At 73.9% G+C, this 25920-nt stretch carries 24 protein-coding genes; 7 read left to right on the top strand and 17 right to left on the bottom strand.

Annotated elements, in window-relative coordinates:
• Positions 1 to 33: 33 nt before the first annotated feature.
• The 4 genes from FHR36_RS18345 to FHR36_RS18360 all read right to left on the bottom strand — a co-directional run bounded on the left by FHR36_RS18345 (position 34) and on the right by FHR36_RS18360 (position 3610).
• Complete coding sequence (locus FHR36_RS18345; protein ID WP_253798526.1) at positions 34 to 276, bottom strand: acyl carrier protein; 243 nt, start codon at positions 274 to 276, stop codon at positions 34 to 36.
• A gap of 77 nt (positions 277 to 353) precedes the next feature.
• Positions 354 to 1385 (bottom strand): beta-ketoacyl-ACP synthase III, encoded by a 1032-nt coding sequence (locus FHR36_RS18350; protein ID WP_253798529.1) that lies wholly within the window; start codon positions 1383 to 1385, stop codon positions 354 to 356.
• Positions 1382 to 2323, bottom strand: a complete 942-nt coding sequence (locus tag FHR36_RS18355) for an ACP S-malonyltransferase (RefSeq protein ID WP_253798531.1) — start codon at positions 2321 to 2323, stop codon at positions 1382 to 1384. The genes FHR36_RS18350 and FHR36_RS18355 overlap by 4 nt, the downstream gene beginning before the upstream one ends.
• 90 nt (positions 2324 to 2413) lie before the next feature.
• Entirely contained in the window at positions 2414 to 3610 is a 1197-nt protein-coding gene (locus FHR36_RS18360; protein ID WP_253799412.1) for a PucR family transcriptional regulator, read from the bottom strand.
• 243 nt (positions 3611 to 3853) lie between these two features.
• Between FHR36_RS18360 and FHR36_RS18365 the strand changes: the two genes are divergently transcribed.
• Complete coding sequence (locus FHR36_RS18365; protein WP_253798534.1) at positions 3854 to 4621, top strand: pirin family protein; 768 nt, start codon at positions 3854 to 3856, stop codon at positions 4619 to 4621.
• A 134-nt stretch (positions 4622 to 4755) separates the two neighbouring features.
• Here the strand turns inward: FHR36_RS18365 and FHR36_RS18370 are convergent, their stop codons facing one another.
• The gene (locus FHR36_RS18370; protein ID WP_253798537.1) at positions 4756 to 5583 is read right to left on the bottom strand and encodes a serine hydrolase domain-containing protein; all 828 of its coding nucleotides are present in this window, start codon (positions 5581 to 5583) and stop codon (positions 4756 to 4758) included.
• Positions 5584 to 5721: 138 nt separating this feature from the next.
• Between FHR36_RS18370 and FHR36_RS18375 the strand changes: the two genes are divergently transcribed.
• Positions 5722 to 6240, top strand: a complete 519-nt coding sequence (locus tag FHR36_RS18375) for a MerR family transcriptional regulator (protein WP_253799414.1) — start codon at positions 5722 to 5724, stop codon at positions 6238 to 6240.
• A complete protein-coding gene (locus tag FHR36_RS18380) occupies positions 6237 to 7244 on the top strand; it encodes an aldo/keto reductase (protein WP_253798541.1) in 1008 nt (335 codons plus the stop codon). The genes FHR36_RS18375 and FHR36_RS18380 overlap by 4 nt, the downstream gene beginning before the upstream one ends.
• 45 nt (positions 7245 to 7289) lie before the next feature.
• Here FHR36_RS18380 and FHR36_RS18385 read toward each other — a convergent pair whose 3' ends face one another.
• Positions 7290 to 7868 carry a TIGR03086 family metal-binding protein gene (locus FHR36_RS18385; protein WP_253798543.1) on the bottom strand — a complete coding sequence of 193 codons (579 nt, stop codon included), beginning with the start codon at positions 7866 to 7868 and terminating at the stop codon, positions 7290 to 7292.
• 128 nt (positions 7869 to 7996) lie between these two features.
• Positions 7997 to 8578 (bottom strand): TIGR03086 family metal-binding protein, encoded by a 582-nt coding sequence (locus FHR36_RS18390; RefSeq protein WP_253798546.1) that lies wholly within the window; start codon positions 8576 to 8578, stop codon positions 7997 to 7999.
• A 90-nt stretch (positions 8579 to 8668) separates the two neighbouring features.
• Here FHR36_RS18390 and FHR36_RS18395 point away from each other — a divergent pair, with 90 nt between their 5' ends.
• A complete protein-coding gene (locus tag FHR36_RS18395; RefSeq protein WP_253798549.1) occupies positions 8669 to 9628 on the top strand; it encodes a helix-turn-helix transcriptional regulator in 960 nt (319 codons plus the stop codon).
• 28 nt (positions 9629 to 9656) lie between these two features.
• Here the strand turns inward: FHR36_RS18395 and FHR36_RS18400 are convergent, their stop codons facing one another.
• From FHR36_RS18400 to FHR36_RS18435, 8 genes are all read right to left on the bottom strand, one after another.
• Entirely contained in the window at positions 9657 to 10112 is a 456-nt protein-coding gene (locus FHR36_RS18400; RefSeq protein ID WP_253798552.1) for a group II truncated hemoglobin, read from the bottom strand.
• A gap of 93 nt (positions 10113 to 10205) precedes the next feature.
• Positions 10206 to 11393, bottom strand: coding sequence for an alpha/beta hydrolase (locus tag FHR36_RS39380; protein ID WP_308199477.1), 1188 nt, complete (start codon positions 11391 to 11393; stop codon positions 10206 to 10208).
• A gap of 166 nt (positions 11394 to 11559) precedes the next feature.
• Positions 11560 to 11898 (bottom strand): MmcQ/YjbR family DNA-binding protein, encoded by a 339-nt coding sequence (locus FHR36_RS18410; RefSeq protein ID WP_253798555.1) that lies wholly within the window; start codon positions 11896 to 11898, stop codon positions 11560 to 11562.
• Positions 11899 to 11938: 40 nt separating this feature from the next.
• Positions 11939 to 13153 carry an acyltransferase family protein gene (locus tag FHR36_RS18415; protein WP_253798557.1) on the bottom strand — a complete coding sequence of 405 codons (1215 nt, stop codon included), beginning with the start codon at positions 13151 to 13153 and terminating at the stop codon, positions 11939 to 11941.
• Positions 13143 to 14258, bottom strand: coding sequence for an alpha/beta hydrolase (locus tag FHR36_RS18420; RefSeq protein ID WP_253798559.1), 1116 nt, complete (start codon positions 14256 to 14258; stop codon positions 13143 to 13145). Before FHR36_RS18420 ends, FHR36_RS18415 begins: the two co-directional genes overlap by 11 nt.
• Before the next feature lie 131 nt (positions 14259 to 14389).
• Positions 14390 to 15067: a response regulator gene (locus FHR36_RS18425; RefSeq protein ID WP_253798560.1), complete on the bottom strand. Its 678-nt coding sequence runs from the start codon at positions 15065 to 15067 to the stop codon at positions 14390 to 14392.
• The gene (locus FHR36_RS18430; RefSeq protein ID WP_253798562.1) at positions 15064 to 16341 is read right to left on the bottom strand and encodes a histidine kinase; all 1278 of its coding nucleotides are present in this window, start codon (positions 16339 to 16341) and stop codon (positions 15064 to 15066) included. Before FHR36_RS18430 ends, FHR36_RS18425 begins: the two co-directional genes overlap by 4 nt.
• A 94-nt stretch (positions 16342 to 16435) precedes the next feature.
• Positions 16436 to 17110, bottom strand: a complete 675-nt coding sequence (locus tag FHR36_RS18435) for a TetR/AcrR family transcriptional regulator (protein WP_253798564.1) — start codon at positions 17108 to 17110, stop codon at positions 16436 to 16438.
• A 182-nt stretch (positions 17111 to 17292) separates the two neighbouring features.
• Between FHR36_RS18435 and FHR36_RS18440 the strand changes: the two genes are divergently transcribed.
• Together FHR36_RS18440 and FHR36_RS39945 are read left to right on the top strand one after the other, a co-directional pair.
• On the top strand, positions 17293 to 18879 hold the full coding sequence (locus FHR36_RS18440; protein WP_253798566.1) for an MFS transporter: 1587 nt from the start codon (positions 17293 to 17295) through the stop codon (positions 18877 to 18879).
• 73 nt (positions 18880 to 18952) lie between these two features.
• Positions 18953 to 20773, top strand: coding sequence for a serine hydrolase (locus tag FHR36_RS39945; RefSeq protein ID WP_253798569.1), 1821 nt, complete (start codon positions 18953 to 18955; stop codon positions 20771 to 20773).
• Between the two features lie 25 nt (positions 20774 to 20798).
• Here the strand turns inward: FHR36_RS39945 and FHR36_RS18450 are convergent, their stop codons facing one another.
• A complete protein-coding gene (locus FHR36_RS18450; RefSeq protein ID WP_253798571.1) occupies positions 20799 to 20975 on the bottom strand; it encodes a hypothetical protein in 177 nt (58 codons plus the stop codon).
• A 74-nt stretch (positions 20976 to 21049) separates the two neighbouring features.
• Between FHR36_RS18450 and FHR36_RS18455 the strand changes: the two genes are divergently transcribed.
• Positions 21050 to 22903, top strand: coding sequence for a serine/threonine-protein kinase (locus tag FHR36_RS18455; RefSeq protein WP_253798574.1), 1854 nt, complete (start codon positions 21050 to 21052; stop codon positions 22901 to 22903).
• Between the two features lie 65 nt (positions 22904 to 22968).
• On the opposite strand, the gene aceE is transcribed toward FHR36_RS18455, so the two are convergent.
• Positions 22969 to 25719: a pyruvate dehydrogenase (acetyl-transferring), homodimeric type gene (gene aceE / locus FHR36_RS18460; RefSeq protein ID WP_253798577.1), complete on the bottom strand. Its 2751-nt coding sequence runs from the start codon at positions 25717 to 25719 to the stop codon at positions 22969 to 22971.
• Between the last annotated feature and the right edge of the window lie 201 nt (positions 25720 to 25920).

Consider the following 25920-nt stretch of genomic DNA (forward strand, 5'->3'; position numbering starts at 1 on the left):
CCGCGGGCGTCCCGACCGGGTGAGACCTTCGGGTCAGGCGTTCTCGATGATGTAGTTCACCGCGTCGCCGACGGTCTTGAGGTTCTTGACCTCGTCGTCCGGGATCTTCACGCCGAAGCGCTCCTCGGCGGCCACGACGACCTCGACCATGGAGAGCGAGTCGACGTCCAGGTCATCGGTGAACGACTTGTCGAGCTCGACGTCCTCGGTCGGGATGCCGGCGATCTCGTTGACAATCTCGGCGAGACCTTCGAGAACCTCGGTCTGGGTAGCCATATCGGCTGCTCCTCTTCGGTGTTGACAGCGAACGGTCCGGCGGACCGCCGCAGGTTTTCCAGGTGGGGCTTTGATGCCTAGGGGAGAGTAACGACTGCGGCCGCGTAGACCAGACCCGCCCCGAACCCGATGATCAGTGCCAGGTCGCCGCTCTTCGCCTCACCGCGCTCCAGCATGCGCTCCATGGCGAGCGGGATGGAGGCGGCGGAGGTGTTGCCGGTCTCGGCGATGTCGCGGGCGACGGGCACCGACGCGGGAAGCTTGAGTGCCTTGATCATGGCGTCGGTGATGCGCATGTTGGCCTGGTGCGGGATGAACGCGCCGAGCTGGTCGGCGCTGATTCCGGCGGCGTCCAGCGCCTGCTGGGCGACCTTGGCCATGTCCCACACGGCCCAGCGGAAGACGGTCTGACCCTCCATCCGCAGCGCGGGCCACTTGACCTCCTCGCCCTGGCCGTTGACCGCGCCCTCCTTGGCGAAGGCGGTGTCCCAGGCCTCGGTCTGCGAGATGACGTCCGCCTGCGAGCCGTCCGCGCCCCAGATCACCTTGCCGATGCCGGGGGTGTCGGACGGGCCGACGATCGCGGCGCCGGCGCCGTCGCCGAAGATGAAGGCGGTCGACCGGTCGGTGGTGTCGGTCAGGTCGCTGAGCCGCTCCACGCCGATCACCAGCACGTACTCGGCGCTGCCGCCGCGCACCATGCCGTCGGCCAGGCCCAGGCCGTAGCCGAAGCCGGCGCAGGCGGCGGAGATGTCGAAGGCCGGGGCGGTGCCGCAGCCGAGCCGCTGTGCGATCTCGGTGGCGATCGCCGGGGTCTGCTTGAGGTGCGAGACGGTCGCCACGATGACGCCGCCGATCTGCTCGGGGGCGATGCCGGCCATCGCGATGGCCTTGCCGGCGGCCTGCACCGACATCTCGGCGACGCTCTCCTCCGGGCCGGCCCAGCGGCGCTCGGCGATGCCGGAGCGGGTGCGGATCCACTCGTCGGAGGAGTCGATCCAGGTCAGCACCTCGGCGTTGGGGATGACCCGGGTCGGGCGGTAGCCGCCGACACCGTGGATGCGCGAGTACTGGGCGCCGGTCGCCGGCTTGATCTGAGGCGTGCTCATGCGTCGGTCTCCTGACCGCCGTGCTCGGCCACCAGCTCGCGGGCCTTGTCGAGATCGGCGGGAGTCTTGAGGGCAAGCGTCGCGACACCCTTGACGTTGCGCTTGACCAGGTTGGTGAGGGTACCGGCGGGGGACAGCTCGATCACGGCCGTCGCGCCCAGCTGCTGCAGCGTCTCCATGCACAGGTCCCAGCGGACCGGGTTGGACACCTGGGAGACCAGGCGGGCGAGCACCTCGGCGCCGTTGCCGACCGCCTCGCCGTCCTTGTTGGAGACGTACGCGACCAGCGGGTCGGCCGCGGTCAGGGTCGGCGCCAGCTTCTCCAGCCGCTCCTGGCCCGGGGCCATGTGCGCGGTGTGGAAGGCGCCGGCCACCTTCAGCGGGATCAGCCGGGCACCGGCCGGCGGGTCCGCCTTGAGCGCCGCCAGCTGCTCCAGCGTGCCGGCGGCGACCAGCTGGCCGCCGCCGTTGTTGTTGGCCGCGGTCACGCCGTGCTCCGCCAGCTTGGCGGCCACCTCCTCCGGGTCGCCGCCGAGCAGGGCGGTCATCCCGGTCGCGGTGGCGGCGGCGGCCTCGGCCATGCCGAGGCTCCGCTCGCGCACGAAGGTCAGCGCGTCGTCGGTGCTCAGCACACCGGCCAGCGCGGCGGCGGTGATCTCGCCGACGCTGTGGCCGGCGACCGCGCCGACGAGCTGCGGCAGGGTGCCGTCCGCGAACAGCGCACCGGCGGTGACCAGGCCCGCGGCGACCAGCAGCGGCTGGGCGACGGCGGTGTCCTTGATCTCCTCCTCGGACGCCTCGGTGCCGGCGTGGACCAGGTCGAGGCCGGCCACGGCCGACCACTGCCGCAGCCGGTCGGCGACGCCGTCCAGCTCGAGCCAGGGGTTGAGGAAGCCGGGGGTCTGAGCACCCTGTCCAGGGGCGACGATTACGAGCACGGTTCAACCCTCTCTCGCCGGACGCCCGGGGGCGGGTAGGCGACGATGACGAAGAAAAGCACGTCGGCTTGTGGGTTCCCTACAGTGGCCTCAGGCCGGTTCGGTGCCCGCACCGAGTCGGCCCAGGGCAAGGGCGATGCGCAGGGTGAATGCCGAACGTACGTCGGACGGAGCATAACCGGTGACGTCAGTCACACGACGCAGCCGGTAGCGCACGGTGTTCGGGTGAACGAAGAGCATCCGGGCGGCGCCCTCGAGCGAGGACGCCTGTTCCAGATAGACACTCAGCGTCTCCAGGAGTGCCGAGCCGGCCTCCTCCAGTGGTGTGTAGATCTCCTCCACCAGCTGGCGCCGGGCCACCTCGTCCCCGGCCAGCGCCCGTTCGGGCAGCAGATCGTCCGCCAGTACCGGCCGCGGCGCGTCCGGCCACGCGGAGCACGCCTTCAGACCCTGCGCCGCCGCGTGCGCCGAGCGCGTCGCCGACAGCAGGTCGCCCACCGCAGGGCCGACCACCACCGGACCCGGCGCGAACTGGCCGATCAGCGCCCGCGCGGCGGGCACCGGCTCCTTGTCGCCGCCGACCACCACCACCAGGCGCCGGCCCAGCACCCCGGTCAGCACGTGCAGCTTGGCGTACCGCGCCGCCCGGCGGATCGCCTCCACCACCAGCTCGCTGTCGCCGTCCGGCGCGCTGCCCATCACCACCCGCACCTGGGCCGGCTGGCCCCAGCCGAGCGCGGCCGCCCGGGAGAGCACTCCCTCGTCCGCGTCACCCGACAGCAGCGAGTTGACGACCAGCGCCTCCAGCCGGGCGTCCCACGCGCCGCGCGCCTCCGCCGCCTGCGCGTACACCTGCGCGGTGGCGAACGCGATCTCCCGCGCGTACACCAGCACCGACTCGCGCATCCCCGCCTCGTCGCCGGGGGCGGCCACCTCCTCGATGGCCTCCTCCATCACCTCGATGGTGGTGCGGATCAGCTCCACCGTCTGGCGCAGCGTGATGGCCCGGGTCAGCTCGCGCGGCGCCGTACCGAACACGTCGGTGGAGATCGCCTGCGGGGCCTCCGGGTGGCGGTACCACTCGGTGAACGCCGCGATACCCGCCTGGGCGACCAGGCCGATCCAGGAGCGGTGCTCCGGCGGCATCCGTCGGTACCACGCCAGCTGGTCGTCCATCCGGGCGATGGCGGCGGTCGCCAGCTTGCCCGAGGACTTCTCCAGGCGCTTGAGGGTGGCGGCACGCAGCTCGGCCCGCTCGGCGGCGAGCCGGCGCTCCTCCGCGGTCATCCGACCGCGCCCGGGGCTGGCCGACGCCGACGCCCGGGTCGGCGCCTTGGGCGGAGCGGCCTTCGCGGCGGTCGCCTTCACCGGAGCTGCCTTCCTGGGGACGGGCTTCCGGTCGGTACCGGCTTTGTCGGGTTTCGCTGAAGGGGCTGGCACAGCACTAGCCTGCCTCACGCGGAGCAGTGCTCGTGCACACCCCGCCCGATGCACCCGGTGGCTCCGGTCACACCGGCTACGGTGTCACCCGTGACCGAACAGCGTGAACGAGGCCGCGCCGATCTGCGGCGGGCAGCCGAGCGGTACCTCTCCCGGCCCGCCGAGGGGATCGAGACCCGGCACGCCTTCTCGTTCTCCGGGCACTACGACCCGAAGAACATCCACTTCGGCCCGCTGCTCGCCTGCAACGAGGAGACGCTCGCCACCGGCGCCGGGTTCGAGGAGCACAAGCACCGCGACACCGAGATCCTCACCTGGGTGGTGGAGGGCGCCCTCGCCCACCGCGACAGCCGCGGCCACGCCGGCGTCGTCCGCCCCGGCATGGTGCAGCACCTGTCGGCCGGCTCCGGCGTCACCCACACCGAACGCAACGTCGGCGGGGCCGACGGCCCGGTGCGGTTCGTCCAGATGTGGCTGCGGCCGGACGAGTTCGACGCCGAGCCGGTGTACGGGCTGCGCCGGATCGAACCCGGCGCCGGCGGGCTGACCCTGCTCGCCTCCGGGATGGCACGGGACGAGGGGACGGACGCGCTGCGGCTGCGGCGCGGTGACGCCGCGTTGTGGCTGGTGCGGGCCGGCGCGTGGCAGCCGCTGCCCGAACTCCCCGCCGCCCCCTACCGCTACGCCCACCTGACGACCGGTTCCGTCGGCTACCGCACCGTCCCCGGCCCGCAGGGCGGCGGACGCTCGATGGACCCCGGCGACAGCATCCGCATCACGGGGGACGCCTTCGCGGACCCGGTGGCGGGGGAGTCGGGGGCGGAACTGCTCATCTGGGAGCTGCACTCCGCTCACTAGCCAGGGGCTCGGGGCTCTGCTGATGAGCGGCTCCGCCGCGGGGCGAGGCCGACCCCGCGGTTGGCGCACTTTGCTGGTATCGCCGACCCCGGGGCGGGCCTCGCAGTTCCCCGAGCCCCTGAAGACACGAGCCCCTAACGGGTCTCGGAGAGAATTGCGTCGCTGAGCTGCGGCCACACCTCCGCCGCCCACGGACCGAAGTCGCGGTCGGTGAGGGCGATGCAGGCGATGCCGGCCACCGGGTCGACCCACAGGAAGGTGCCGGACTGCCCGAAGTGGCCGAACGTGGCAGGGGAGTTGGCGGTGCCGGTCCAGTGCGGGGCCTTCTCGCCGCGGATCTCGAAGCCGAGCCCCCAGTCGTTGGGCCGGCGGTGGCCGAAGCCGGGCAGGACGCCGCTGGTCCCGGGGAAGGCGACCTCGCGGGTGGCGGCGGCCACGGTGGACGGGTCGAGCAGCTTGGGCGCCTGCAGCTCGGCGGCGAACAGGGCCAGGTCGGCCACGGTGGAGAGGCCGCCCGCACCGGCGGGGGAGCGGTGCGCGGTGTTGATCAGGGTGGACCGCATGCCGAGCGGCTCGAACACCGCCTCCGCCGCGTACCGGCCGAACTCGATGCCGGACGCCTCGGCGAGAGCGGCGGCGAGCACGTCGAAGCCGGCGTTGGAGTAGAGCCGCCGGTTGCCGGGGGCGGCCATCACCTTGTGCTCGTCGAAGGCGAGGCCCGAGGTGTGCGCCAGCAGGTGCCGGACGGTGGAGCCCTCCGGGCCGGCCGGGTCGTCCAGGTCGAAGACGCCCTCCTCGACCGCGACCAGGGTGGCGTATGCGGTGAGCAGCTTGGTCACCGACGCCAGCGGGAACAGGTGCTGCTGCGGTCCGTGCTCGCCCAGCACCGCGCCGTCCGCGCGCACCACGGCCGCCGCCGCGTTCGGCACCGGCCAGTCCTCGATCATGCTCAAGCTCTGCATGGGCCGAACTCTAGACGACCTGGCGCCGGGGCCCGCGTGCCACTCTTGCTTTGAGTGCGCTCTAACTCAGTAGCGTCGTAGTCGTCGCCGAGACCGGGGGTCAGAACCGTGGCATCGCTCGCAACCATCCAGACCGACCTGCGCAGTTGCGCGGAGGCGTACAACACGGCCGCCGGCGACGCGGACCGCACCGCGCGGCACACCATCAGCGAGGTCTCCGCCGCCAGCGGGCTGACCCCGCACACGTTGCGCTGGTACGAGCGGATCGGTCTGCTCGACCCGATCGACCGCTCGCACGCGGGGCAGCGCCGCTACAGCGACGCCGACCTGACCCGGCTGGCGTTCCTCGGCCGGCTGCGGCTGACCGGCATGCCGGTGGCGGACATGCTCCGCTACGTGGAGCTGGCCCGGGCCGGTGACGGGACCAGGGCGGCCCGGCGCGACATCCTCGTCGCCCACCGCGAGGAGGTCCGGGAGCGGCTCGCCGATCTCCACGCGACCCTCGCCGTCCTCGACTACAAGATCGACATCTACACCGATCGCGCCGATCAGGCCGAGAACGCCGATCAAGCCGATCGCACCGATCACGCCGAGCGCGCCGATCACGGCGCCCCGTACGGCGGATCCCACGAAACGACCGACAGGAAGAGCGCATGAGCATCCTCCCCACCTCCGCCCTCGGCACCGACGGCCCGCTCGTCGGCATCCAGGGCCTCGGCTGCATGGGCATGAGCGAGTTCTACGGCCCGACCGACACCGACGAGGCGCTCGCCACCCTGGACGCCGCCCTGGCGGCGGGCGTCACCCTGTTCGACACCGCCGACATCTACGGCTCCGGCCACAACGAGGAGCTGATCGGCCCGTTCGTCCGCGCCAACCGCGACCGGGTGGTCCTCGCCACCAAGTTCGCCATCGAGCGCAAGGCCGACGACCCGGCGTACCGAGCGGTGCGCAACGACCCGGCGTACATCCGCTCCGCCGTGGACGCCTCGCTGCGCCGGCTCGGCGTGGACGTCATCGACCTCTACTACATGCACCGGCGCGACCCGGCCGTGCCGCTGGCCGAATCGGTCGGCGCGATGGCCGAGCTGGTGCAGGCCGGCAAGGTGCGGCACCTGGGCCTCTCCGAGGTGACCGGGGACGAGCTGCGCGAGGCGTACGCGGTGCACCCGATCGCCGCCCTGCAGTCCGAGTGGTCGCTCTTCTCCCGGGACGTGGAGCGGACGGCGGTGCCGGCCGCCGCCGAGCTCGGGGTCGCGTTCGTGCCGTACTCGCCGCTCGGCCGGGGCTTCCTGACCGGTTCGTTCACCGCCGCCGAGCAGCTCTCCGCGGACGACTACCGGCGCTCGCACCCGCAGTTCTCCGGCGCGAACGCGGCCGGGAACGCGGCGCTGATCGCCCCCGTCCAGAAGATCGCCGCCGACCGCGGGGTGACGGCGGCTCAGGTGGCGCTCGCCTGGGTGCACCAGCGGGCCGAGGTGCACGGGCTGACCGTGGTGCCGATCCCGGGCACCCGCAAGCGGTCGCGCCTCGCGGAGAACGTCGCGGCGGCGACCCTGACCCTGACGGCGGCGGAGCTCGCCGAGCTGGAGCCGATCGCCGGACGGGTGACGGGGACGCGCTACGCGGACATGGCGTTCACCTCGGCGGGCCGGGAGTAGGCCGGAAGGGGCTCGGGGCTCTGCGAGGCCCGAGCCCCTGACGGGTCAGGCCTTCCGGCCGAGCCAGGTCGCCAGCTCGGTGGTCGGGTCGGCGTCCGCCGGTGCGGGCCGGACCGGACCGAACGGGACCGGGCCGCCGCGCGGGGCGTCCGGCATCACCCGGTGGGCGGTGGCGAGGGCGGCCCGGCCCAGCTCCTCGTCGAGGACGCCGGTCGGGTCGACCGCCCGGGTGAGGTCCCAGGTGTGGGTGACGGTCTCCATCACCCAGGCGTCGAGCGCGTCCCGGCCGGGCATGACGGCGCCGGGCCCGTGCACCGGCGCGGCCAGCAGCGCGTCGTCGGCCCAGGCCCGGACCATTCGCTCGCGGGCCCGTACCAGCGCGTCGGCCCAGTCGCCGTCCGCGATCGGACCGGTCGCGCCGGCGACGTCCACCCACCGTCCGCCCTCGCCGAGGTAGGCGAGCTGGTGGACGCCGCCCACGGTGTGGCCGAGCAGGGCCCGCAGGTCGTACGCGGGACAGGGGGTCGGCCGCTCCAGCATCTCCGGGGTGATCCGCGCGACGAGCTTCTCCAGCTGGTCGAGGGCCCGGAGGTACTGCGCCCGGGGGTCGGTGGTGGTGTCCATGGTGCGCTCCTGCTCCGTGGGGCCCGAGGGGTCGGGCCGACACGGGGCATTCTCCGCAGAAAGGACATCCGGGGCGGGGATGCGGGCGGCGATTCGCCCGTTCGGCCCCGCCCCGGTGGACGGGGTGGTCAGACTGTCCGACCGAGCCAGGCGGCGAGGCGGGTGGTCGGGTCGGCGCCGGCCGGGGCGGGCTGGACCCTGCCGAACGGGACGTCGCCGCCGCGCTCGTCGGCGGGCAGCACCTGCTCGGCGATCGCCAGGGCGGTGAGCGCCAGCTCGTCGTCCAGTGCGGCGCCCGGGTCGACCACCCGGGCGATGTCCCAGGTGTGGGTGACGGCCTCCATCACATAGCCGCCGAGCGCGAACCGGCCCGGCATGACGCCCCACGGCACGTGGGCGAGCCGGTCGAGGGTGGCGTCGTCGGCCCAGGCGGCGGCCGCCCGGTCGCGGGCCCGGCCGAGCGCGGCCGCCCACGCGTGGTCCTCGATCTCCCCGGCGGCGGCCGGCACGTCCAGGGCGAGGCCGCCCTCGCCGACGTACGCGATCCGGTGCACGCCGCCCACCGTGTGGCTGAGCAGGGCCCGCAGGTCGAACTCGCTGCACGGGGTGGGGAGGTCGAGGCGGTCCGGGGTGACCTGGGAGACGATCTTCTCCAGCTGGTCGAGGGCGCGCAGGTAGTGCGGGCGGGGGTCGACGGCGGCGGCGTTCACGGTGGGCTCCTTCTCAGGGGGCTCGCTGGCTGACGAGGAGCACTCTGCCGGGGATACCTGACATCAACTGTCAGGATTTACGCTGATCCGGTGAGAGCCGACCGCCTGCTGTCGATCCTGCTGCTGCTCCAGACCCGGGGCCGGGTGCCCGCCGGGGAGCTCGCCGAGCGCCTGGAGGTCTCGGTGCGCACCGTCTACCGGGACGTGGAGGCGCTGTCGGCCGCAGGCGTGCCGGTCTTCGCCGAGCGCGGCCGCCACGGCGGGATCGCCCTGCTGCCCGGCTACCGCACCGACGTCACCGGACTCACCGCCGACGAGGCGCGCGCCCTGTTCGTGCTGGCGTCCGCCGGGACGCACGACGCGCTCGGCCTGGGCGGGGCGATCGGCTCGGCGCTGCGCAAGGTGATGGCGGCGCTGCCCGCCCCGCACCGGCCGGCGGCCGAGCGCACCAGCGAACGGATCCTGGTCGACCCGGCCCGCTGGACCAAGGGCCCGGTCGCCGGACCGGCCGACCTCGGCGAGCTGCAGCGGGCGGTCTTCGCCGACCGGCGGCTGCGGCTGGTCTACCGGCACAGCGGCGACAGCGCGCCGAGCGCGTACACCGTCGACCCGTACGGCCTGGTCAACAAGGCGGGGGTTTGGTACCTGGTGGCGGACCTGGACGGCGAGCCGCGGCTGTTCCGGGCCGACCGGGTGGCGGGCGCCGAGACGGCCGAGGAGGAGGTGCGCCGCCGCGACGGGGTGGGGCTGGCCGAGGCGTGGGGCGTCCTGCGCGCCCAGGTGGAGCGGGTGCGCGACGACGTCCGGGTCACCGCACGGGTACGCCGGGAACAGCTGGCGCGGCTGCTGCGGATCCACGGCGCGTCACTGCTGGGACCGCCGGTCGACGAGGGCGGCCCGTGGGTCGGCGTGGAGTTCGGGTTCGCCGACGTGCGGGCGGCGCGGGCGCTGCTGGCGTTCGGCGGCGAGGTCGAGGTGCTCGACCCGCCGGAGGCCAGGGCGATCCTGGCCGAGGTGGCCGCCGAGGTCCTCCGGCGCTACGGACGCTAGGTGCTACGGACGCTAGGTGCTACGGACCCTAGGGTCGGACCAGCCCGTCCCAGCTCCAGCGCGGGGTCGGCCCGGGATCGCCGAGGTCGGTGCCGACCGGGTCGGCGGAGACGTCGCGGGCGATCCGGGTGCCCCAGTCGAAGTACTCGATCACGCGGGTGCGCAGCCGCTCGTCGGCGGGCAGCTCCTTCGCCACGGCGTCGCCCATCAGCTCCATCCACCGCACCCGCTGCTCCTCGGTGATGGCCAGGCCGAGGTGGCTGCGCAGCAGGCGCTGGTGGCCGCCGAGCTCGCCGGTGAACCGGTCGGGGCCGCCGAAGATCTCGGCGAGCCAGACGGCGACATGCCGGGTGTGGGTGGGGGTGAAGTCCTTGAAGACGGGTGCGAGCAGCTCGTCGGCCAGCACCGCCCGGTAGAAGGTCTCGGTCAGGCGGTCCAGCGCGTCCATGCCGCCGATCGCCTGGTACAGGGACTGCTCGGTCATCGCTCCTCCACGGGGTCTGCCGGTACCCAGCATGTCCCGCCGGGGCCGGCCGCGCCCGCGTGTTCGCGCTGCGCGCAGGGAGCGGAACGGCGGCTACCGCTCGGGCGTCGGGTGGGTGACGTCGCCGTAGTGGCCGAGGGCGATGGCGGCGAAGTTGTGGCGGCTGGCGGTGCCGTCGGCGAGGTAGCCGGTGTGGCCGTTGGCGCCGGCGGAGGAGACGTCCATCGCGCCGAACCCGGGGGCGGTGGGGTCGGAGCCGTGGCCGAGGCCGCCGACCTCCAGGTAGGGGACGTTGCCGATCCAGTCGGTGGGGTTGCGGCTGGCCCAGACCTGGACTCCGCTGCCCAGCTCGGCGGCGGTGTCGACGCCCATGCCGGGGCTGCCGAAGACCACCAGGTCGGTGGTCGGCCCGCCCTTGAGGGCGGGGGCGGCGGTGCCGCAGACCACCGAGCCGTAGGAGTGGCAGAGCAGCGTGGGCGGCGCGTCCGGGTGGGTGGTGGCGCTCAGCCCGGCGAGCAGGCGCTGCAGCCGGGGGGCGGCGATCGCGGCGAGCCGGGAGGTGACGGCGTCGGGGCCGAGGCCGGACGGGGTGACGTAGCCGGTCCAGGCGATCACGGCGGTCCTGGTGCCGGGAGCCTGGGCGTGCTCCTCGGCGAGCAGGGCGCGGGCCATCCCGGCGGGGGAGCGCAGCGGGTCGGCGGCCTGGTCGAAGTGGCCGAGGTCGGCGTCCGAGCCGGGGACCAGGACGGCCACCCGCTGGGCGGTGGCCAGGTCGCCGAACACCTCGCTGACCAGGCCGCGGCCGCGCGGGTCGAAGGCGAGGATCTGCCGGCCGTCGGCCAGCAGGTGGTCGGTGTCGTTGGCGCGGGCGGTGGCGACGGCGCGGGTGGTCGCGTCGAGGGTGCGGTCGGCGGCGCGGGCGCGGGCCCGGTCGCGTTCGGCGGTGATGGCGATCCGGTTGGCGCGGTAGCGCAGGGCGAGCGGGGCGCCGTCGAGGTTGCCGACCACCAGCGGGTAGTCGGCGAGCAGCCGTTCGGTCCTGGAGTGGTCGAGCGAGGCGAAGAAGGCGGCGACGGCGCCGGCGCCGGCGGTGGCCGGGTCGGGCAGCGCGGCCCCGAAGGAGTGGTCGGCGACCCAGGCGGTGGCCCCGGCGGGCGGGGTGGAGATGGCGACCTGCTCGTTGGAGGCGGCCGCCTGGGCGGCGGCGGCCCCGGCGTCGGCGAGGACGGCGCAGCCTGCGAAAGCGCCTATCAGGATCCGCTTCACACGCCTGGGCTGCACGGCGTCATCTCCTCGGGGCCGGTCACCGGACAGCGGGCCGGGCCCCGGTGTTACGACTGCCAACTACTGCCAACTACTAGTCAGGCCAGCGTAGAGGGCCCTCCCGGTCGGAGGCAGGTCACAAACCGTGTTCCGCGTCACATTCATCCCTGTGGACGGTGCACGATCAGTCGGTGTCGACCTCCCTGAGCAGGCGTTTCGGGGCGACCGAGCGCCAGGCGTCGGTGACCAGGTCGTGCAGCTCCCGCTCGTCCACCCCGGCGAGGTCGACCAGCACCCAGCCGTGCCGGCCCACGTACGGGGCGACGGAGTAGACATCCGGCGCGGTGGCCAGCAGCTCGGCCTGCTCCTCCCGGGAGGCCTTGACGCAGACGGCGGGCGCGCCGGGGTTGCCCATGGCGAAGATCTTCTTGCCGAGCCGGAGCGTCACCTCGTCCCAGGTGATCTCCTCGTGCGTCTGCGGGAGGGCCAGCGCCATTGCCTTGAACCGGTCGAACGTCACCATGCCGCCAGCCTAGGGTCCCGCTCCGACAGCCACCCGCCGGTCACACCACGCCCAGCGCGTACACCGCGAACAGCGCCGCCCCCGCGGCGGTGACGGTCCGCCAGGCGCGCGACGGCCAGGGGGCGTCGAATCGCCGCGCGTACCGGCCGAGCCCGGCCAGCACCAGGGCGAACACCGGCAGCCAGGCGAGCCGGGCGAGCACCCAGCCGAGCGAGTCCGGCGCCGTGGTCAGCCCGGGGACGGCGCCCAGCAGCGAACCGGGCAGCGCCACCGCGAACATCGCCGTCTGATGCCAGCAGAACACCGTCATCGCCCCGAGGTTGACCACCACCACCGGCAGCCACAGCAGCGGCCGGCGCAGCAGCCGCCCCAGCCGCTCGCGCAGCAGGATCGCCGCGCCGCACTGCACCGAGGCGAGCGCCAGCACCAGCAGGGACGGCGGATGGGAGTTGGTGCGCGCCGCCCCGGGCACCCCGACCATGCTGGCCGGGTAGTGGAAGACCAGCAGCAGCACGGCGAACAGGGCGGCCCCGCCGAGCAGCAGCAGCCGGGCGCCGGAGCGGGGGAGCCGGCCGCGGGCCCAGCAGACGCCCAGCTGGTAGCCGAACAGCCAGCCCGGCAGCAGGTTGAGCAGCGCCAGCCAGGACGGCATCGCCGCCGCCCACGGCCCGTAGCGCAGCAGGTCCACGACGGCGACCGCGCCGAGCAGCGGCGCCGCCGCCCAGCCGCCGAGCCGGTCGGCGAGCGTCCGGCAGAGCGGGGTGAGCGCGGTCAGCACCAGGTAGACGCCGATGTACCAGAGCGGCTGCACCACCAGGACGGCGCCGGTGCGCACCGTGCCCTCGGGCACCCCGGCGGCGCGCAGCAGCGGGATCAGCAGCGCCCACACCGCCGCCACCCCGAGCACCGGGCGGACCAGCCGCAGGATCCGTCCGCGCAGCCAGTCGGTGGTGGCGGCGCCGCGCGCCCGGGCCCGCTCCAGCGAGTGCGCCGAGGAGTGGCCGCCGACCAGGAAGAACACGCCGAGCAGCTGCAGCCCCCAGCTGAGCGGGGCGAAGAAGCCGAGCGAGGCGAGCGGGCTGGCGTTGTGCAGCACGCCGTCGCCCGGGGAGAGGGTGAAACCGCCGAGCATCCAGTGGCCGACCGGGACGGCGAGCAGGGCGATCGCCCGCAGGCCGTCCAGCGCGCGGTCCCGGGTGGCGGGGGTCCGCGCGTCGATCCGGGCGGCGGTGCGGAGCAGGAGGTCACGCGCCACGGGACACCTCCCGGCCGGCGAGCTCGGCGAAGGCGGCCAGCGAGGCGGTGCCGGGGGCGAAGTAGCCGCCGTGGCCGTGCGAGCCGGTGGAGGGGATCGGGCGGGCGCCGAAGCCTGGGTCGGTCGGGTCGGCGCCGTGGCCGAGGCCGAGCACCGAGACGTGCGGCACCTCGCCGATCCAGTCCTCGGCGTTGCGCCGCACCGCCCACAGCGGCACCCGCAGCTGCCCGGCCCGGGCCAGGCCGGTCCCGGGGGAGGCCAGCACCACGGCGTCCGCGACCTGCTCGGGCCGCAGGTCGGCGTGGCCGCAGACCACCGAGCCGTAGCTGTGGCAGAACACGGTGACCGGTCCGGTGACCGGCGCCAGCCCGGCGAGCAGCCGCTCCAGCCGGACGGCGCCGGCCCGCGCCAGGTCGGCGGTGGCGGCGTCCAGGCCGAGGCCGACCGGGGTGGTGTACCCGGCCCAGGCGACCACCGCGACCTGCCCGCCGGTCGCCTCCCGCAGCGAGCGGGCCATCCCGGCGGGGGTGCCGTACGGGTCGGTGGCCCGGTCGAAGCTGTGCAGGTCGATGTCGGAGCCGGGCACGATCACCGCGGTGCGGCGGGCGGTCGCCAGGTCGCCGTACACCTCGGCGACCTGGCCGCGGCCGCGCGGGTCGAAGAGCAGGATCTGCCGGCCCGTCAGCGATGCGTACCGGGCGGCCAGCGCGCGGGCGGCGGCGCGGTCCTGCTCGGGGAGGGCCGGGTCGGCGGCGCGGCGCTCCTGGTCGGCGCGGGACTCCGCGAGGGCCAGGCCGTTGGCCAGGTAGCGCAGCTCCACGGGGGCGCCGTCGAGGTTGCCGACCACCTGCGGGTGGCGCACCGCCAGCGCCCGGCGCTGAGCGGGCGGCAGGGCGGCGAAGAACGCCGCGACCTCGGCGGGCGCGGCGCTCGCCGGGTCGGGCAGCCGGACGCCCAGGGCGGTGTCGGCCACCCACGCGGCGCTGCCCGGCGGTAGGCCGGTGACGGCGGTCTGGCTGTCGGCGGCGGCCCACGAGCCCACGCCCAGTACGGCGGTGAGCGTCAGTGCGGTCGCGGCGAGAGTGCGCCTGAGATGCGGCAGCATCCTGATCCTTCCTCTGGTCCCGTTGACGGGAGGGAAGGTAGGAAGCGAACGCCGCCGCGGGCGTCACCCCGCGGCGCCAACCTGGGCGTCGTACCGGAGTGGCACGCCGTCACCCCGGGGAGCCACGGGGGCTACTGCGCGCCGGGCTGGACCAGGCCGGACTCGTAGGCCAGTACCACCGCCTGGGCGCGGTCGCGCAGGTCGAGCTTGGCCAGGATGCGGCCGATGTGGGTCTTGACGGTCTGTTCGGCGACCACCAGCCGGCCGGCGATCTCCTGGTTGGACAGGCCCCGGGCGATCAGCTCCAGCACCTCGGTCTCGCGCGGCGTCAGCCCGTTGAGCCGCAGCCGCGGGTCGCGCCGGGGCGCCGGCCGGGTGCGGGCGAAGTCGGCGATCAGCCGCCGGGTCACCGAGGGGGCGAGCAGCGCGTCGCCGGCCGCCACCACCCGGACGGCGGCGATCAGGTCGGCCGGCGGGGCGTCCTTGAGCAGGAAGCCGCTGGCCCCGGCGCGCAGCGCCTCGTACACGTAGTCGTCCACGTCGAAGGTGGTGAGCATCAGCACCTTGGGGCGGTGCACCACGCCGGGCGGGGGGTCGAGCAGTCGGCGGGCGGCCTCCAGGCCGTCCATCTCGGGCATCCGGACGTCCATCAGCACCACGTCGGGGTGGGTCCGCCCGCTGACCTCCAGCGCCTGCCTCCCGTCGGCGGCGTCCCCGACCACGTCGATGTCCGGCTGGGCGCCGAGCAGGGCGGCGAAGCCGGCCCGGACCATGGCCTGGTCGTCGACGACGAGTACCCGGATGGTCATGCGGAGCTCTCCCCCTGGTGGTTCGGCCGATGGTCGACCGGCAGTGCGGCGGCGACCCGGAAGCCGCCGTCCGGCGTCGGGCCGGTGTCCAGCGTGCCAGCCAGCAGCCGGACCCGCTCGCGCATTCCGACCAGTCCGTGGCCGCCGGCCGTGCCGGGCTCCACCGCCGGACCCTCGCCCGGCGGCCGGGAGTTCGCCACCGACACCAGCAACTCGCCGTCCGCGCAGGTGAGTCGGACCTCGGCCCGGGCGCCGGGGGCGTGCCGGACCACGTTGGCCAGCGCCTCCTGGACGATCCGGTACGCGGACAGGCCGACCGCCTCCGGCAGCGGGTCGAGCGCGGCCACCTCCGCGCCGAGGTCCAGTTCGGCCCGCACCCCGGCCCGGCGGACCGACTCCACCAGCCGGGCCAGGTCGCCGATGCCCGGCTGCGGGGCCTTGTCGGCGGCGCTCTCCTCGCTGCGCAGCACGCCGAGCAGCCGGCGCATCTCGGCCAGCGAGCTGCGGGCCGCGGCGGCGATCTGGCCGAACTCCCCGACCGCCTCCTCGGGCAGGTCGGTGATCCGGTAGGGGGCGCTGTCGGCCTGCACGGTGATCACCGACATGTGGTGGGCGACCACGTCGTGCAGCTCGCGGGCGATCCGGGTGCGCTCCTCCAGCAGGGTGCGGTGGGCGCGTTCGGCCTCGCTGATCCGCTCCTGCTCGGCGAGGAGGCGCTGCGCCTCGCCGCGGCCGCGGACGGCCCAGCCGAGCAGCAGGACGGCGCCGGTGATCGCCACCGCGGAGATCGAGGCCGGGTCGAAGCGCTGCGGGAAGACGATCCCGCTGAGGGCGGTGCCGAGCGCGGTGACCAGCCAGACCGCCAGCAGGGTCCGGCCGCGTTCGCGCAGGCTGAGCCAGCCGGCCAGGAACACGTACGACAGCAAGGTGGTCACCGGCCACGGCCAGGGGCCGGCCGCGGCGGGGCTGCCGTGGGTGAACACCGCGCCGAGCGCCACCGCGGGGGCGGTGATCCACCAGGCGTGCAGCGGCCGGGTGACCGCGGCGAACAGCGGCAGCGCCTGGGCGATGGCCAGCCCGGCGGCCAGCCAGCCGCTCAGCCGGTACTGCTGGAGGAGCGTCACGATGCCGGTGGGCAGCAGGGTCGCGACCATGGCGAGGGCGACGACGTACGGCACGGCGCGCACCCAGGCGCGGGGGGAGCGGGCGAGCGGGGCGCGGTGGTCGGGGGAGGGCTCCGCGAGGGCGCGGGCCAGGGTGGTCCAGGCGTTCACCCGACCCGAGGATAGCCACCGGAGGTGCGGCTGTCGTCGTACCGGCGGGCTGTTCCCGATGTCGTACCCGGGTATGACACCGGGCTGCGCCGGGTCAGCGCCAGGAGCCGGCCAGGGCGGGGCCGAGCTGGTCGAAGTGACGCTCGATCAGGGCGATCATGCCGTCCGGGCCGGCCTGGTGGGCCTTCGGGTCGCCGCTCCAGGACAGGTGGGAGATCCGGACCACCGCGCCGAAGACCGCGGCCAGCAGCCGCGGGCGCAGGTCCACCTCCGGGTCCAGGCCCTCGCGTTCGGCGAGCACCCGGGCCACCTCGGCCTCCTGCAGGGTGGTGTGCCGCAGGTGGGCGGCGAGCAGGGTGGGGGTGTTCTCGATCAGCTCGAACAGCTCCAGCGCGGCGGTGACGCTGCCGGGGCCGGTGTGCCGGGCGGTGCCGAGGGTGCGCCAGGCCTCGGTGATGGCGGCGCGCATCGCCTGGAGCGGGTTCTCCTCGGCGGGGCGGGCGCGCAGGCAGTCGATGAAGAACTCCTCGGCGTCGGCCATGACGGCGAGGGCGACCTCCTCCTTGTTGGCGAAGTACCGGAAGAAGGTCCGCTGGGAGACGTCCACGGAGGCGGCGATCTCGTCCACCGTGGTGCGGCCGTAGCCCTGGCTGAGGAAGAGGCTGTGCGCCGCGTCCACCAGGGCGTCCCTGGTCCGCTGCTTCTTGCGCTCGCGAAGCCCGAGCACGCGGCAGTCGGCGGGGGCTGAGGCGGAGAGCGGCGTGGCCATGGCACCACGATAGCGCTCTGCCAAATGGCATCCTGCGACATACGTCACTGTTTGCCGAATGTCAGTGGCTGACATAATCTTCCCGAAGGGTGGCGCCCGTCCGGCCGGACAACTCGTGGGGACGGGTGGGCCGGGGCGCCACCCCCGACATCTCCGCTTGTCTCCGCAGGGAAGGCCGAGCCATGAGCCAGTCCGTACTCGACACCGCGCAGGAGGCCCGACCGGGCGACCGGCGCAGCCTGCGGGGACACCCGTGGCTGACGCTGCTCACGGTGGCCGTCGGCGTGATGATGGTGGCCCTCGACGGCACCGTCGTCGCCATCGCCAACCCGGTCATCCAGACCGACCTCGGCGCCTCCCCGGCCGACATCCAGTGGGTCACCAGCGGCTACCTGCTGGCGCTCGCGGTCTTCCTGATCACCGCCGGCAAGATCGGCGACCGGTTCGGCCACAAGAGCACCTTCCTGGTCGGCGCGGCCGGCTTCGCCGCCACCTCCGCCGCGATCGGCTTCGCCGGCTCGATCCAGCAGGTGATCCTCTTCCGCGTGCTGCAGGGCCTGTTCGGCGCGCTGCTCCAGCCGGCCGCGCTCGGCCTGCTGCGCGGCGCCTTCCCGGCCGAGAAGCTCAACATGGCGATCGGCATCTGGGGCGGCGTCATCGGCGCGTCCACCGCGGCCGGCCCGATCGTCGGCGGCCTGCTGGTCGAGCACGTCAGCTGGGAGTCGGTGTTCTTCATCAACGTCCCGGTCGGCCTGATCGCCGTCGCGCTCGGCCTGTGGATCCTCAAGGACGTACGCGCCGAGAACGCCGCCAAGTCCTTCGACATCCCCGGCATCGTGCTGCTCTCCGGCGCGATGTTCATGCTGGTCTGGGGCATCATCAAGGCCCCGACCTGGGGCTGGGGCGACCCGGCCACCCTGGTCTTCCTCGGCGGCGCCGTGCTCGCCATGGTGGTCTTCGCCTTCTGGCAGACCAGGGCCAAGGAGCCGCTGATCCCGCTCAGTCTGTTCCGCTCGGTGCCGCTGTCCGCCGGCACCCTGCTGATGGTGCTGATGGCCTTCGCCTTCTTCGGCGGCGTCTTCTTCGTCACCTTCTACCTGCAGAACGTGCACGGCATGTCGCCGGTCGACGCCGGCGTCCACCTGCTGCCGATGACCGCCATGATGATCGTCGGCGCGCCGATCGCCGGCGCCGCGATCGGCAAGATCGGCCCGCGCATCCCGATCGTGGCCGGCATGCTGTTCACCACCGCCGCCATGCTCGGCATGTCGACCCTGGAGACCGACTCCGGCACCGGCGTGATGTCGCTCTGGTTCGTGCTGATGGGCCTCGGCCTCAGCCCGGTCATGGTCGGCGCCACCGAGGTCATCGTCGGCAACGCGCCGCTGGAGCTGTCCGGCGTGGCCGGCGGCCTGCAGCAGGCCGCGATGCAGGTCGGCGGCAGCCTGGGCACCGCCGTGCTCGGCGCGGTGATGGCCTCCAAGGTCGCCGACGTGCTGCCCGGCAACCTCGCCAGGACCCAGCTGCCGATCGACCCGGCGCAGGGCGAGGGCCTCAAGCAGGCCGCCCAGCTGGGCATCGCCCCGCCGATGCCGCCGGGCACCCCGCAGCCGGCCGTGGACGCGATGGCCAACGCCATCCACTCCTCGTTCGTCAGCGGCATGTCGCTGGCCTTCACGGTCGCCGCCGTGGTCGCCCTCGCCGCCGCCGGCCTCGGCCTGTTCACCAAGCGCGGGGCCAACGACGCCGGACCCGCCGTACACATCTGATCCCCCGTCGGATCCGCCACGGGCCCGCCGCGCCTCCGGGAGCGGCGGGCCCGTCGTGCGTACCCTCGGACGGGTGATCGTGACCGACTGGCAGGCCCGCCACGGCCTGGACGCGACGGACCATCAGGCCGCCTTCGACCGGCTCACCGGCCGCGGCTACCGGCTGCTGCGCCTGACCGGCTACGAACTCGCCGGCGAGGCCAGGTACGCGAGCATCTGGGCGGTCCAGGGCGGCAACGCCTGGCAGGCCCGGCACGGCCTGCCGGCCGCCGACTACCAGGCCGCCGTCACCGCCCTGGCCCGGGACGGCTACCGGCCGGTCGACCTCTCGGTCTGCCGGGCCGGCGGCCGGGTACTGTTCAGCGCCGTCTGGGAGCAGGAGGAGGGCCTGGAGTGGATCGCCCGCCACGGCCTGACCGGCGCCCAGTACCAGACCCTGTTCGACGAGCTGTCGGCCGACGGCTTCCGGCTGCGCTGCCTGTCCCCGTACGAGGACGAGGACGGCACCGAGCGCTTCGCCTGCGTCTGGGACCGCTACGCCGGACCGCCCTGGCAGGCCCGGCACGGCCTGACCGCCGCCGAGTACCAGCGCGAGTTCGACCGCTGGAAGGAGCACGGCTACCGGCCGGTCCGGGTGGTCGGCCACCCGGTCGGCCATGAGGTCCGGTACGCGGCGATCTGGGAGCAGTCGGCCGGCCACCCGTGGCGGGCCGAGCACGGCGTCGCCCACGCCGACTACCAGGCCCACTTCGACGCCCTGGCCGCCGAGGGCCTGCGACTGGTCGAGCTGAGCGGCTACCGCGCGGGCGGCTCGGCGGCGTACACCACGGTCTGGGAGGCCACCCCCGAGACCGACACCGCCGCCGACCCGGCGGCCGCCCTGGTGGTGCCCTTCCTGCAGAAGTGGGCCGTGCCCGGCCTGTCCTTCGCGCTCGCGCGCGGCGGCGCGATCCGGACGACCCGGGCGTACGGCTACGCCAACCGGATCACCCGGGAGATCGCCACCACCGCCCACCGCTTCCGGGTCGCCAGCGTCGCCAAGCCGATCACCTCCACCGCCGTCCACCTGCTGATCGAGCAGGGCCGGCTGGCCCTCACCGACCCGGTGTTCGGGCCCGGAGCGCTGCTCGGCACCCGCTACGGCACCCGGCCGTACAGCGGCCGGCTGCAGTCCGTCCGGTTGCAGCACCTGCTGGAGCACTCGGCCGGGGGCTGGACCAACGACGGCGAGGACCCGATGTTCCAGCAGCTCTTCCTCGACCGGGAGGCGCTGATCACCTGGACCCTGGACAACCGTCCGCTGGACGCAGACCCCGGCACCACCTACGGCTACTCCAACTTCGGCTACTGCCTGCTCGGCCGGATCGTGGAGCGGGCCGGCGGCCTGCCGTACGGGGAGTTCGTCCACCGCCACGTGCTCGACCCGGTCGGCGCCTCCCAGGCGGTACTGGCCGGTGCCACCGCCGAGGAGCGCCACGAGCGCGAGGCGATGTACACCGGGACCGACCTGGCGGCGCCGTACGGGATCCGGGTGGACCGGATGGACGCCCACGGCGGCTGGGCGGCGACCCCCGTCGACCTGCTGCGCTTCCTGTTCGCGGTGGACGGCCTGCCCTCACCCGCCGACATCCTGCAGCCCGCCTCCCGCACCGCCATGACCACCGCCTCCGCGGTCCGCCCGGTCACCCCGACCGCGCCCGGCTACGCCCGCGGCTGGGCGGTCAACAGCGCCGGCACGATCTGGCACGACGGCACCCTGCCGGGCAGTCAGGCGATCCTGGTCCGCCCGGACGACGGCCGGGCCTGGGCCGCGGTGTGCAACGCCGGCCGCCCGAACAGCGCGCTCGGCGGCGAGTTCGACGCCCTGCTGTGGCAGGTGCAGGACCTGCTCTGAGCCGGGGCCGACCGGAGCTGTCCGGTCAGTTGATCCGCCGCAGGCTCTCCGCAGCCAGGTCCCTGGCCTCCTCGACGAAGCGGATCCGCTCCTCCCGTTCCAGATCCGGGAAGTAGTCCTTCAGCCGCAGTTGGGCGGCGTCCGGTGCCAGGTGCAGCTCGGTGAGCAGGAACCCGGCCCGGGCGATGATGTCCTCGCGCATGTCCTGATTCTGCGCCCGACCGGGCCCCGGGGTCAGACTGGGAGCAGGGGACGTCACCAGAATGCGGGAACGCCATGGGATCGTCCGACGAGGACCGCGTGATCGCGGGACGCTACCGGCTGGTCGAACGGCTCGGCCGGGGCGGCATGGGCACGGTCTGGGTCGCCGAGGACCTCAAGCTGGACCGCCGGGTCGCGGTCAAGGAACTCACCGCCAGCGGCGTACCGGAGAGCGAACTGCCCACCCTGCACTCCCGGATGCTCCAGGAGGCCCGGGCCGCCGCCCAGATCAAGCACCCCGGCGTGATCACCGTCTACGACGTGCTGGAGCAGGACGGCCGGCCGTGGATCGTCATGGAGCTGATCGACGGCCGCTCGCTCGCCGAGGTGATCGCCACCGAGGGCACCCTGATCCCGCGGGACGCCGCCCGGGTCGGCGAGCAGGTGCTGGCCGCCCTCGACCAGGCCCACCGGCACGGCGTGCTGCACCGGGACGTCAAGCCCGCCAACGTCCTGCTGGAGCGCGGCGGACGGGTGGTGCTGACCGACTTCGGCATCGCCATGATGGCCGGCTCGCCCGGCCTGACCCGGACCGGGGACATCGTCGGCTCACCGGACTACGTCGCGCCCGAGCGGGTCAGCGGCCACCGGCCCGGGCCCGAGTCCGACCTGTGGTCGCTCGGCGCGACCCTGTACGCCGCCGTGGAGGGCCAGTCGCCGTTCCACCGCACCACCACCATGTCCACCCTCCAGGCGGTGCTCTCCGACCCGCTGCCGCCGCCGCGCGACGCCGGGGCGCTCACCCCGGTCATCGAGGCGTTACTGCGCAAGGACCCGGCCGAGCGGCCGGACGCGGAGCAGGCGCTGCGCGAGCTGCGCGAGGTGGCCGCCGCCTCCACCGGCGCGACCCGCCCGCCGACCGTGCTGCACCCGCCCACGGAGGTGGCCCGCCCCGGCGAGGGGGAGCCCACCCGGTCCACGCCGCCGACGCCCTTCCCGGCCGCCCCGCCGCCGCACACCCCGCCCGCCCCGCTGACGCCCGGCCCGCCGCCCCCGGTGCCGCCCCCGCCGCCCGTACCGGTCGCGCTCGGCTCCGTCCCGCCCACCCCGGTGGGCGGGCCGCCCACGCCCGCCCCGGGGCCGCAGACGCCGGCCGGAGGGCCGCCGACCCCGCCCACGCTGCCGACGGTGGAGCCGTCCGGTGGCCCGCCCGGGCCGGAGCGGTCCTCCCGGCGCCGGACGCTGATCATCGCCGGTGCGGTGGCCGCCGTCCTGGTGGCAGGCGGCGTGACCTTCGCGGTGGTCGGCGGCTCCTCCGGCGGCGGGCAGACCGCGGCGACCGCGCCGAGCACCTCCCCCGCCTACCCGAGCCCCACCCCCACCCCGACGCCGAGCACGGCGACCGCGACCGCGACGGCCACCGCGACGGCCACCGCCACCGCGACCCACACCGTCACCAACACCCCCGCGCCGGCCACCCCGGCCCTGCCCGCCGCCCCGGCCGGCTACCAGTGGGTGGACGACCCGGCCGGCTTCCGGGTGGCCGTTCCGCAGGGCTGGACCCGCACCGAGACCAGCGGCCAGATCGACTACTCCCCGGACGGCGGGGTCCACCTGCTGCGCTTCGGGGTGAACCCGGGGGCGGCGCAGTCCTCCGAGGCGCACTTCCTGCAGCTGGAGCAGACCGTCGGCGGCTACCCGGACTACTACCGGGTCACCCTGGCCGCCAACACCTACCAGGGCCGCGACGGCGCCCTGTGGGAGTTCACCTGGACCGACCCCCAGCGCGGCCCCCGGCACGCCGCCGACCAGGCCTTCGTCGCCGCCAACGGCACCGAGTACGCGGTCTACATGTCCGCACCCGACCAGGACTGGACCACCGCCCAGCAGCAGTTCTCCACCGTGCTCAACTCCTTCACGGTGAAGTAGCCGCGAAAGCCCGAGGGCCGGACTCCCCGCGGGGAGTCCGGCCCTCGGGCTCAGCCCATGACGGCTCAGGCGTCGCCGCCCGCCGCGCCCGGGTCGGCCGCGGCCACGTCGAGCAGCTGGTAGCGGTCGATCGCGTCCTTCAGCGCCGAGCGGTCGATCTTGCCCTGCTTGGCGAGCTCGGTGAGCACGCCCAGGACGACCGACTGCGCGTCGATGTGGAAGAACCGGCGGGCCGCACCGCGGGTGTCGGCGAAGCCGAAGCCGTCCGCACCCAGCGACTGGTACTGGCCCGGCACCCAGCGCGAGATCTGGTCCGGCACCGCGCGCATCCAGTCGGACACCGCGACGAACGGGCCCTCGGCGCCCTGGAGCTTCTGCGTCACGTACGGGACGCGCTGCGGCTCCTCCGGGTGCAGCAGGTTGAACTCCTCGGCCTCCACCGCGTCGCGGCGCAGCTCGTTCCAGGAGGTCGCCGACCAGACGTCCGCCTTGACGTTCCACTCCGCGGCGAGGATCCGCTGCGCCTCCAGCGCCCACGGCACCGCCACGCCGGACGCCAGGATCTGCGCCGGGATCTGGCCCGCGGCGCCGTCCTGGAGCTTGTAGACGCCCTTGAGGATGCCCTCCACGTCCACGTTCTCGGGCTCGACCGGCATCTTGATCGGCTCGTTGTAGACGGTGATGTAGTAGAAGACGTCCTCGCCGTGCGGGTGCGCGGTGGAGGAGCCGTACATCCGGCGCAGACCGTCCTGGACGATGTGCGCGATCTCGTAGCCGTACGCCGGGTCGTAGGACACGACGGCCGGGTTGGTCGAGGCCAGCAGGTGCGAGTGGCCGTCGGCGTGCTGCAGGCCCTCACCGGTCAGCGTGGTGCGGCCGGCGGTGGCGCCGAGCACGAAGCCGCGGGCCAGCTGGTCGGCCATCTGCCAGAACTGGTCGCCGGTGCGCTGGAACCCGAACATCGAGTAGAAGACGTAGACCGGGATCAGCGGCTCGCCGTGCGTCGCGTAGGACGAGCCGGCGGCGATCAGCGAGGCGGTGCAGCCCGCCTCGGAGATGCCGTCGTGCAGCATCTGGCCGGTCGGCGACTCCTTGTACGCCAGGAGCAGCTCGCGGTCGACCGACTCGTAGGTCTGGCCGAGCGGGTTGTAGATCTTGGCGGACGGGAAGAGCGAGTCCATGCCGAAGGTGCGGTACTCGTCCGGGGCGATCGGCACGAAGCGGTTGCCGATGCCCTTGTCGCGCATCAGGTCCTTGAGCAGCCGGACGAACGCCATGGTGGTGGCGATGGTCTGGTTGCCGGAACCCTTCTTGACCGCCTTGTACGCGTCGTCGCCCGGCAGGGCGAGCGGGCGCGGACGCACCTTGCGGGTCGGCACGTAGCCGCCGAGCTCGCGCCGGCGGTCGTGCATGTACTGGATCTCCTCCGAGTTGCGACCCGGGTGGTAGTAGGGCGCGTAGCCCTCGTCCAGCTGCTTGTCGGTGATCGGCAGGTGCAGCCGGTCGCGGAAGCGCTTCAGGTCCTCGACCGTCAGCTTCTTCATCTGGTGGGTCGCGTTGCGGCCCTCGAAGTTCGGGCCGAGGGTCCAGCCCTTGACCGTCTGGGCGAGGATGACCGTCGGCTGGCCCTTGTGCTCGCGGGCCGCCTTGAACGCGGCGTAGACCTTGCGGTGGTCGTGGCCGCCGCGGCCCAGGTGCTGGATCTCGTGGTCGGTCATGTTCTCGACCATCGCGCGCAGGCGCAGGTCGCCGCCGAAGAAGTGCTCGCGGATGTACGCGCCGGTCTCGGTGGCGTAGGTCTGGAACTGGCCGTCGACCGTGGTGTTCAGCTTGTTCACCAGGACGCCGTCGCGGTCCTGCGCGAGCAGCGGGTCCCAGCTGCGGTCCCAGACCAGCTTGATCACGTTCCAGCCGGCGCCGCGGAACTGCGACTCCAGCTCCTGGATGATCTTGCCGTTGCCGCGGACCGGGCCGTCCAGGCGCTGCAGGTTGCAGTTGACCACGAAGGTCAGGTTGTCCAGGCCCTCGCGGGCGGCCAGCGAGAGCTGGCCGAGCGACTCGGGCTCGTCCATCTCGCCGTCGCCCAGGAAGGCGTACACGTGCGAGTCGGAGGTGTCCTTGATGCCACGGTGCTCGAGGTACCGGTTCATCCGGGCCTGGTAGATCGCGCCGAGCGGGCCGAGGCCCATCGAGACGGTCGGGAACTCCCAGAAGTCCGGCATCAGCCGCGGGTGCGGGTAGCTGGACAGGCCGTACGGAGCCTTCGACTTCTCCTGGCGGAACGCGTCGAGCTGCTGCTCGGAGAGTCGGTCCAGGAGGAACGCGCGGGCGTAGATGCCCGGGGAGGCGTGACCCTGGAAGAAGATCTGGTCGCCGCTCTCGCCCTCGGCGTCCTTGCCGCGGAAGAAGTAGTTGAAGCCCACGTCGTAGAGCGACGCGGAGGAGGCGAAGGTGGCGATGTGGCCGCCGACGCCGATGCCGGGCCGCTGCGCGCGGGAGACCATGACGGCCGCGTTCCAGCGGGTCGCGTTCAGGATCTTGCGCTCGATCTCCTCGTTGCCGGGGAAGAACGGCTCGTCCTTGGTCGCGATGGTGTTCACGTAGTCCGTGCTGCGCATCTCGGGCACGGCGACACGCTTCTCACGGGCGCGCTCGATCAGCCGCAGCATCAGGTAGCGGGCGCGCTCGCGCCCGCGCTCGTCGATGGCAGCGTCAAGCGACTCCAGCCACTCCGCGGTCTCCTCGGGATCGAAGTCCGGGACCTGGCTCGGGAGGCCGCCAATGATGATCGGGTTGCGATCGGATCCGGAAGCCACGCTGTTCCTTCACTGTCGGTCGAAACTGATGTGTCGCGCCGCCTCCATCGTGCTACCGCGTTCGGAGATCCGTCATCTCTACCGATCGGTAACCGTTCCGCCTGGTAGACGGCACGGTCAGGAGGTGGTCCGACCTGGGACCCCGACCGTCCAACGTCGGCCGGTCGGGATGAGGGCCAACAGAAGACTCTACGCCCGGGT

This window comes from Kitasatospora cinereorecta (genome assembly GCF_024172095.1).
GTDB classification, from domain to species: domain Bacteria; phylum Actinomycetota; class Actinomycetes; order Streptomycetales; family Streptomycetaceae; genus Kitasatospora; species Kitasatospora cinereorecta.

Coding starts and splice junctions, on each gene's coding strand:
- FHR36_RS18345 (WP_253798526.1), bottom strand. CDS start 276: ATGGCTACCCAGACCGAGGTTCTCGAAGGTCTCGCCGAGATTGTCAAC.
- FHR36_RS18350 (WP_253798529.1), bottom strand. CDS start 1,385: ATGAGCACGCCTCAGATCAAGCCGGCGACCGGCGCCCAGTACTCGCGC.
- FHR36_RS18360 (WP_253799412.1), bottom strand. CDS start 3,610: ATGACCGCGGAGGAGCGCCGGCTCGCCGCCGAGCGGGCCGAGCTGCGT.
- FHR36_RS18370 (WP_253798537.1), bottom strand. CDS start 5,583: ATGCAGAGCTTGAGCATGATCGAGGACTGGCCGGTGCCGAACGCGGCG.
- FHR36_RS18380 (WP_253798541.1), top strand. CDS start 6,237: ATGAGCATCCTCCCCACCTCCGCCCTCGGCACCGACGGCCCGCTCGTC.
- FHR36_RS18385 (WP_253798543.1), bottom strand. CDS start 7,868: ATGGACACCACCACCGACCCCCGGGCGCAGTACCTCCGGGCCCTCGAC.
- FHR36_RS18400 (WP_253798552.1), bottom strand. CDS start 10,112: ATGACCGAGCAGTCCCTGTACCAGGCGATCGGCGGCATGGACGCGCTG.
- FHR36_RS18410 (WP_253798555.1), bottom strand. CDS start 11,898: ATGGTGACGTTCGACCGGTTCAAGGCAATGGCGCTGGCCCTCCCGCAG.
- FHR36_RS18420 (WP_253798559.1), bottom strand. CDS start 14,258: ATGCTGCCGCATCTCAGGCGCACTCTCGCCGCGACCGCACTGACGCTC.
- FHR36_RS18425 (WP_253798560.1), bottom strand. CDS start 15,067: ATGACCATCCGGGTACTCGTCGTCGACGACCAGGCCATGGTCCGGGCC.
- FHR36_RS18435 (WP_253798564.1), bottom strand. CDS start 17,110: ATGGCCACGCCGCTCTCCGCCTCAGCCCCCGCCGACTGCCGCGTGCTC.
- FHR36_RS18440 (WP_253798566.1), top strand. CDS start 17,293: ATGAGCCAGTCCGTACTCGACACCGCGCAGGAGGCCCGACCGGGCGAC.
- FHR36_RS18450 (WP_253798571.1), bottom strand. CDS start 20,975: ATGCGCGAGGACATCATCGCCCGGGCCGGGTTCCTGCTCACCGAGCTG.
- FHR36_RS18455 (WP_253798574.1), top strand. CDS start 21,050: ATGGGATCGTCCGACGAGGACCGCGTGATCGCGGGACGCTACCGGCTG.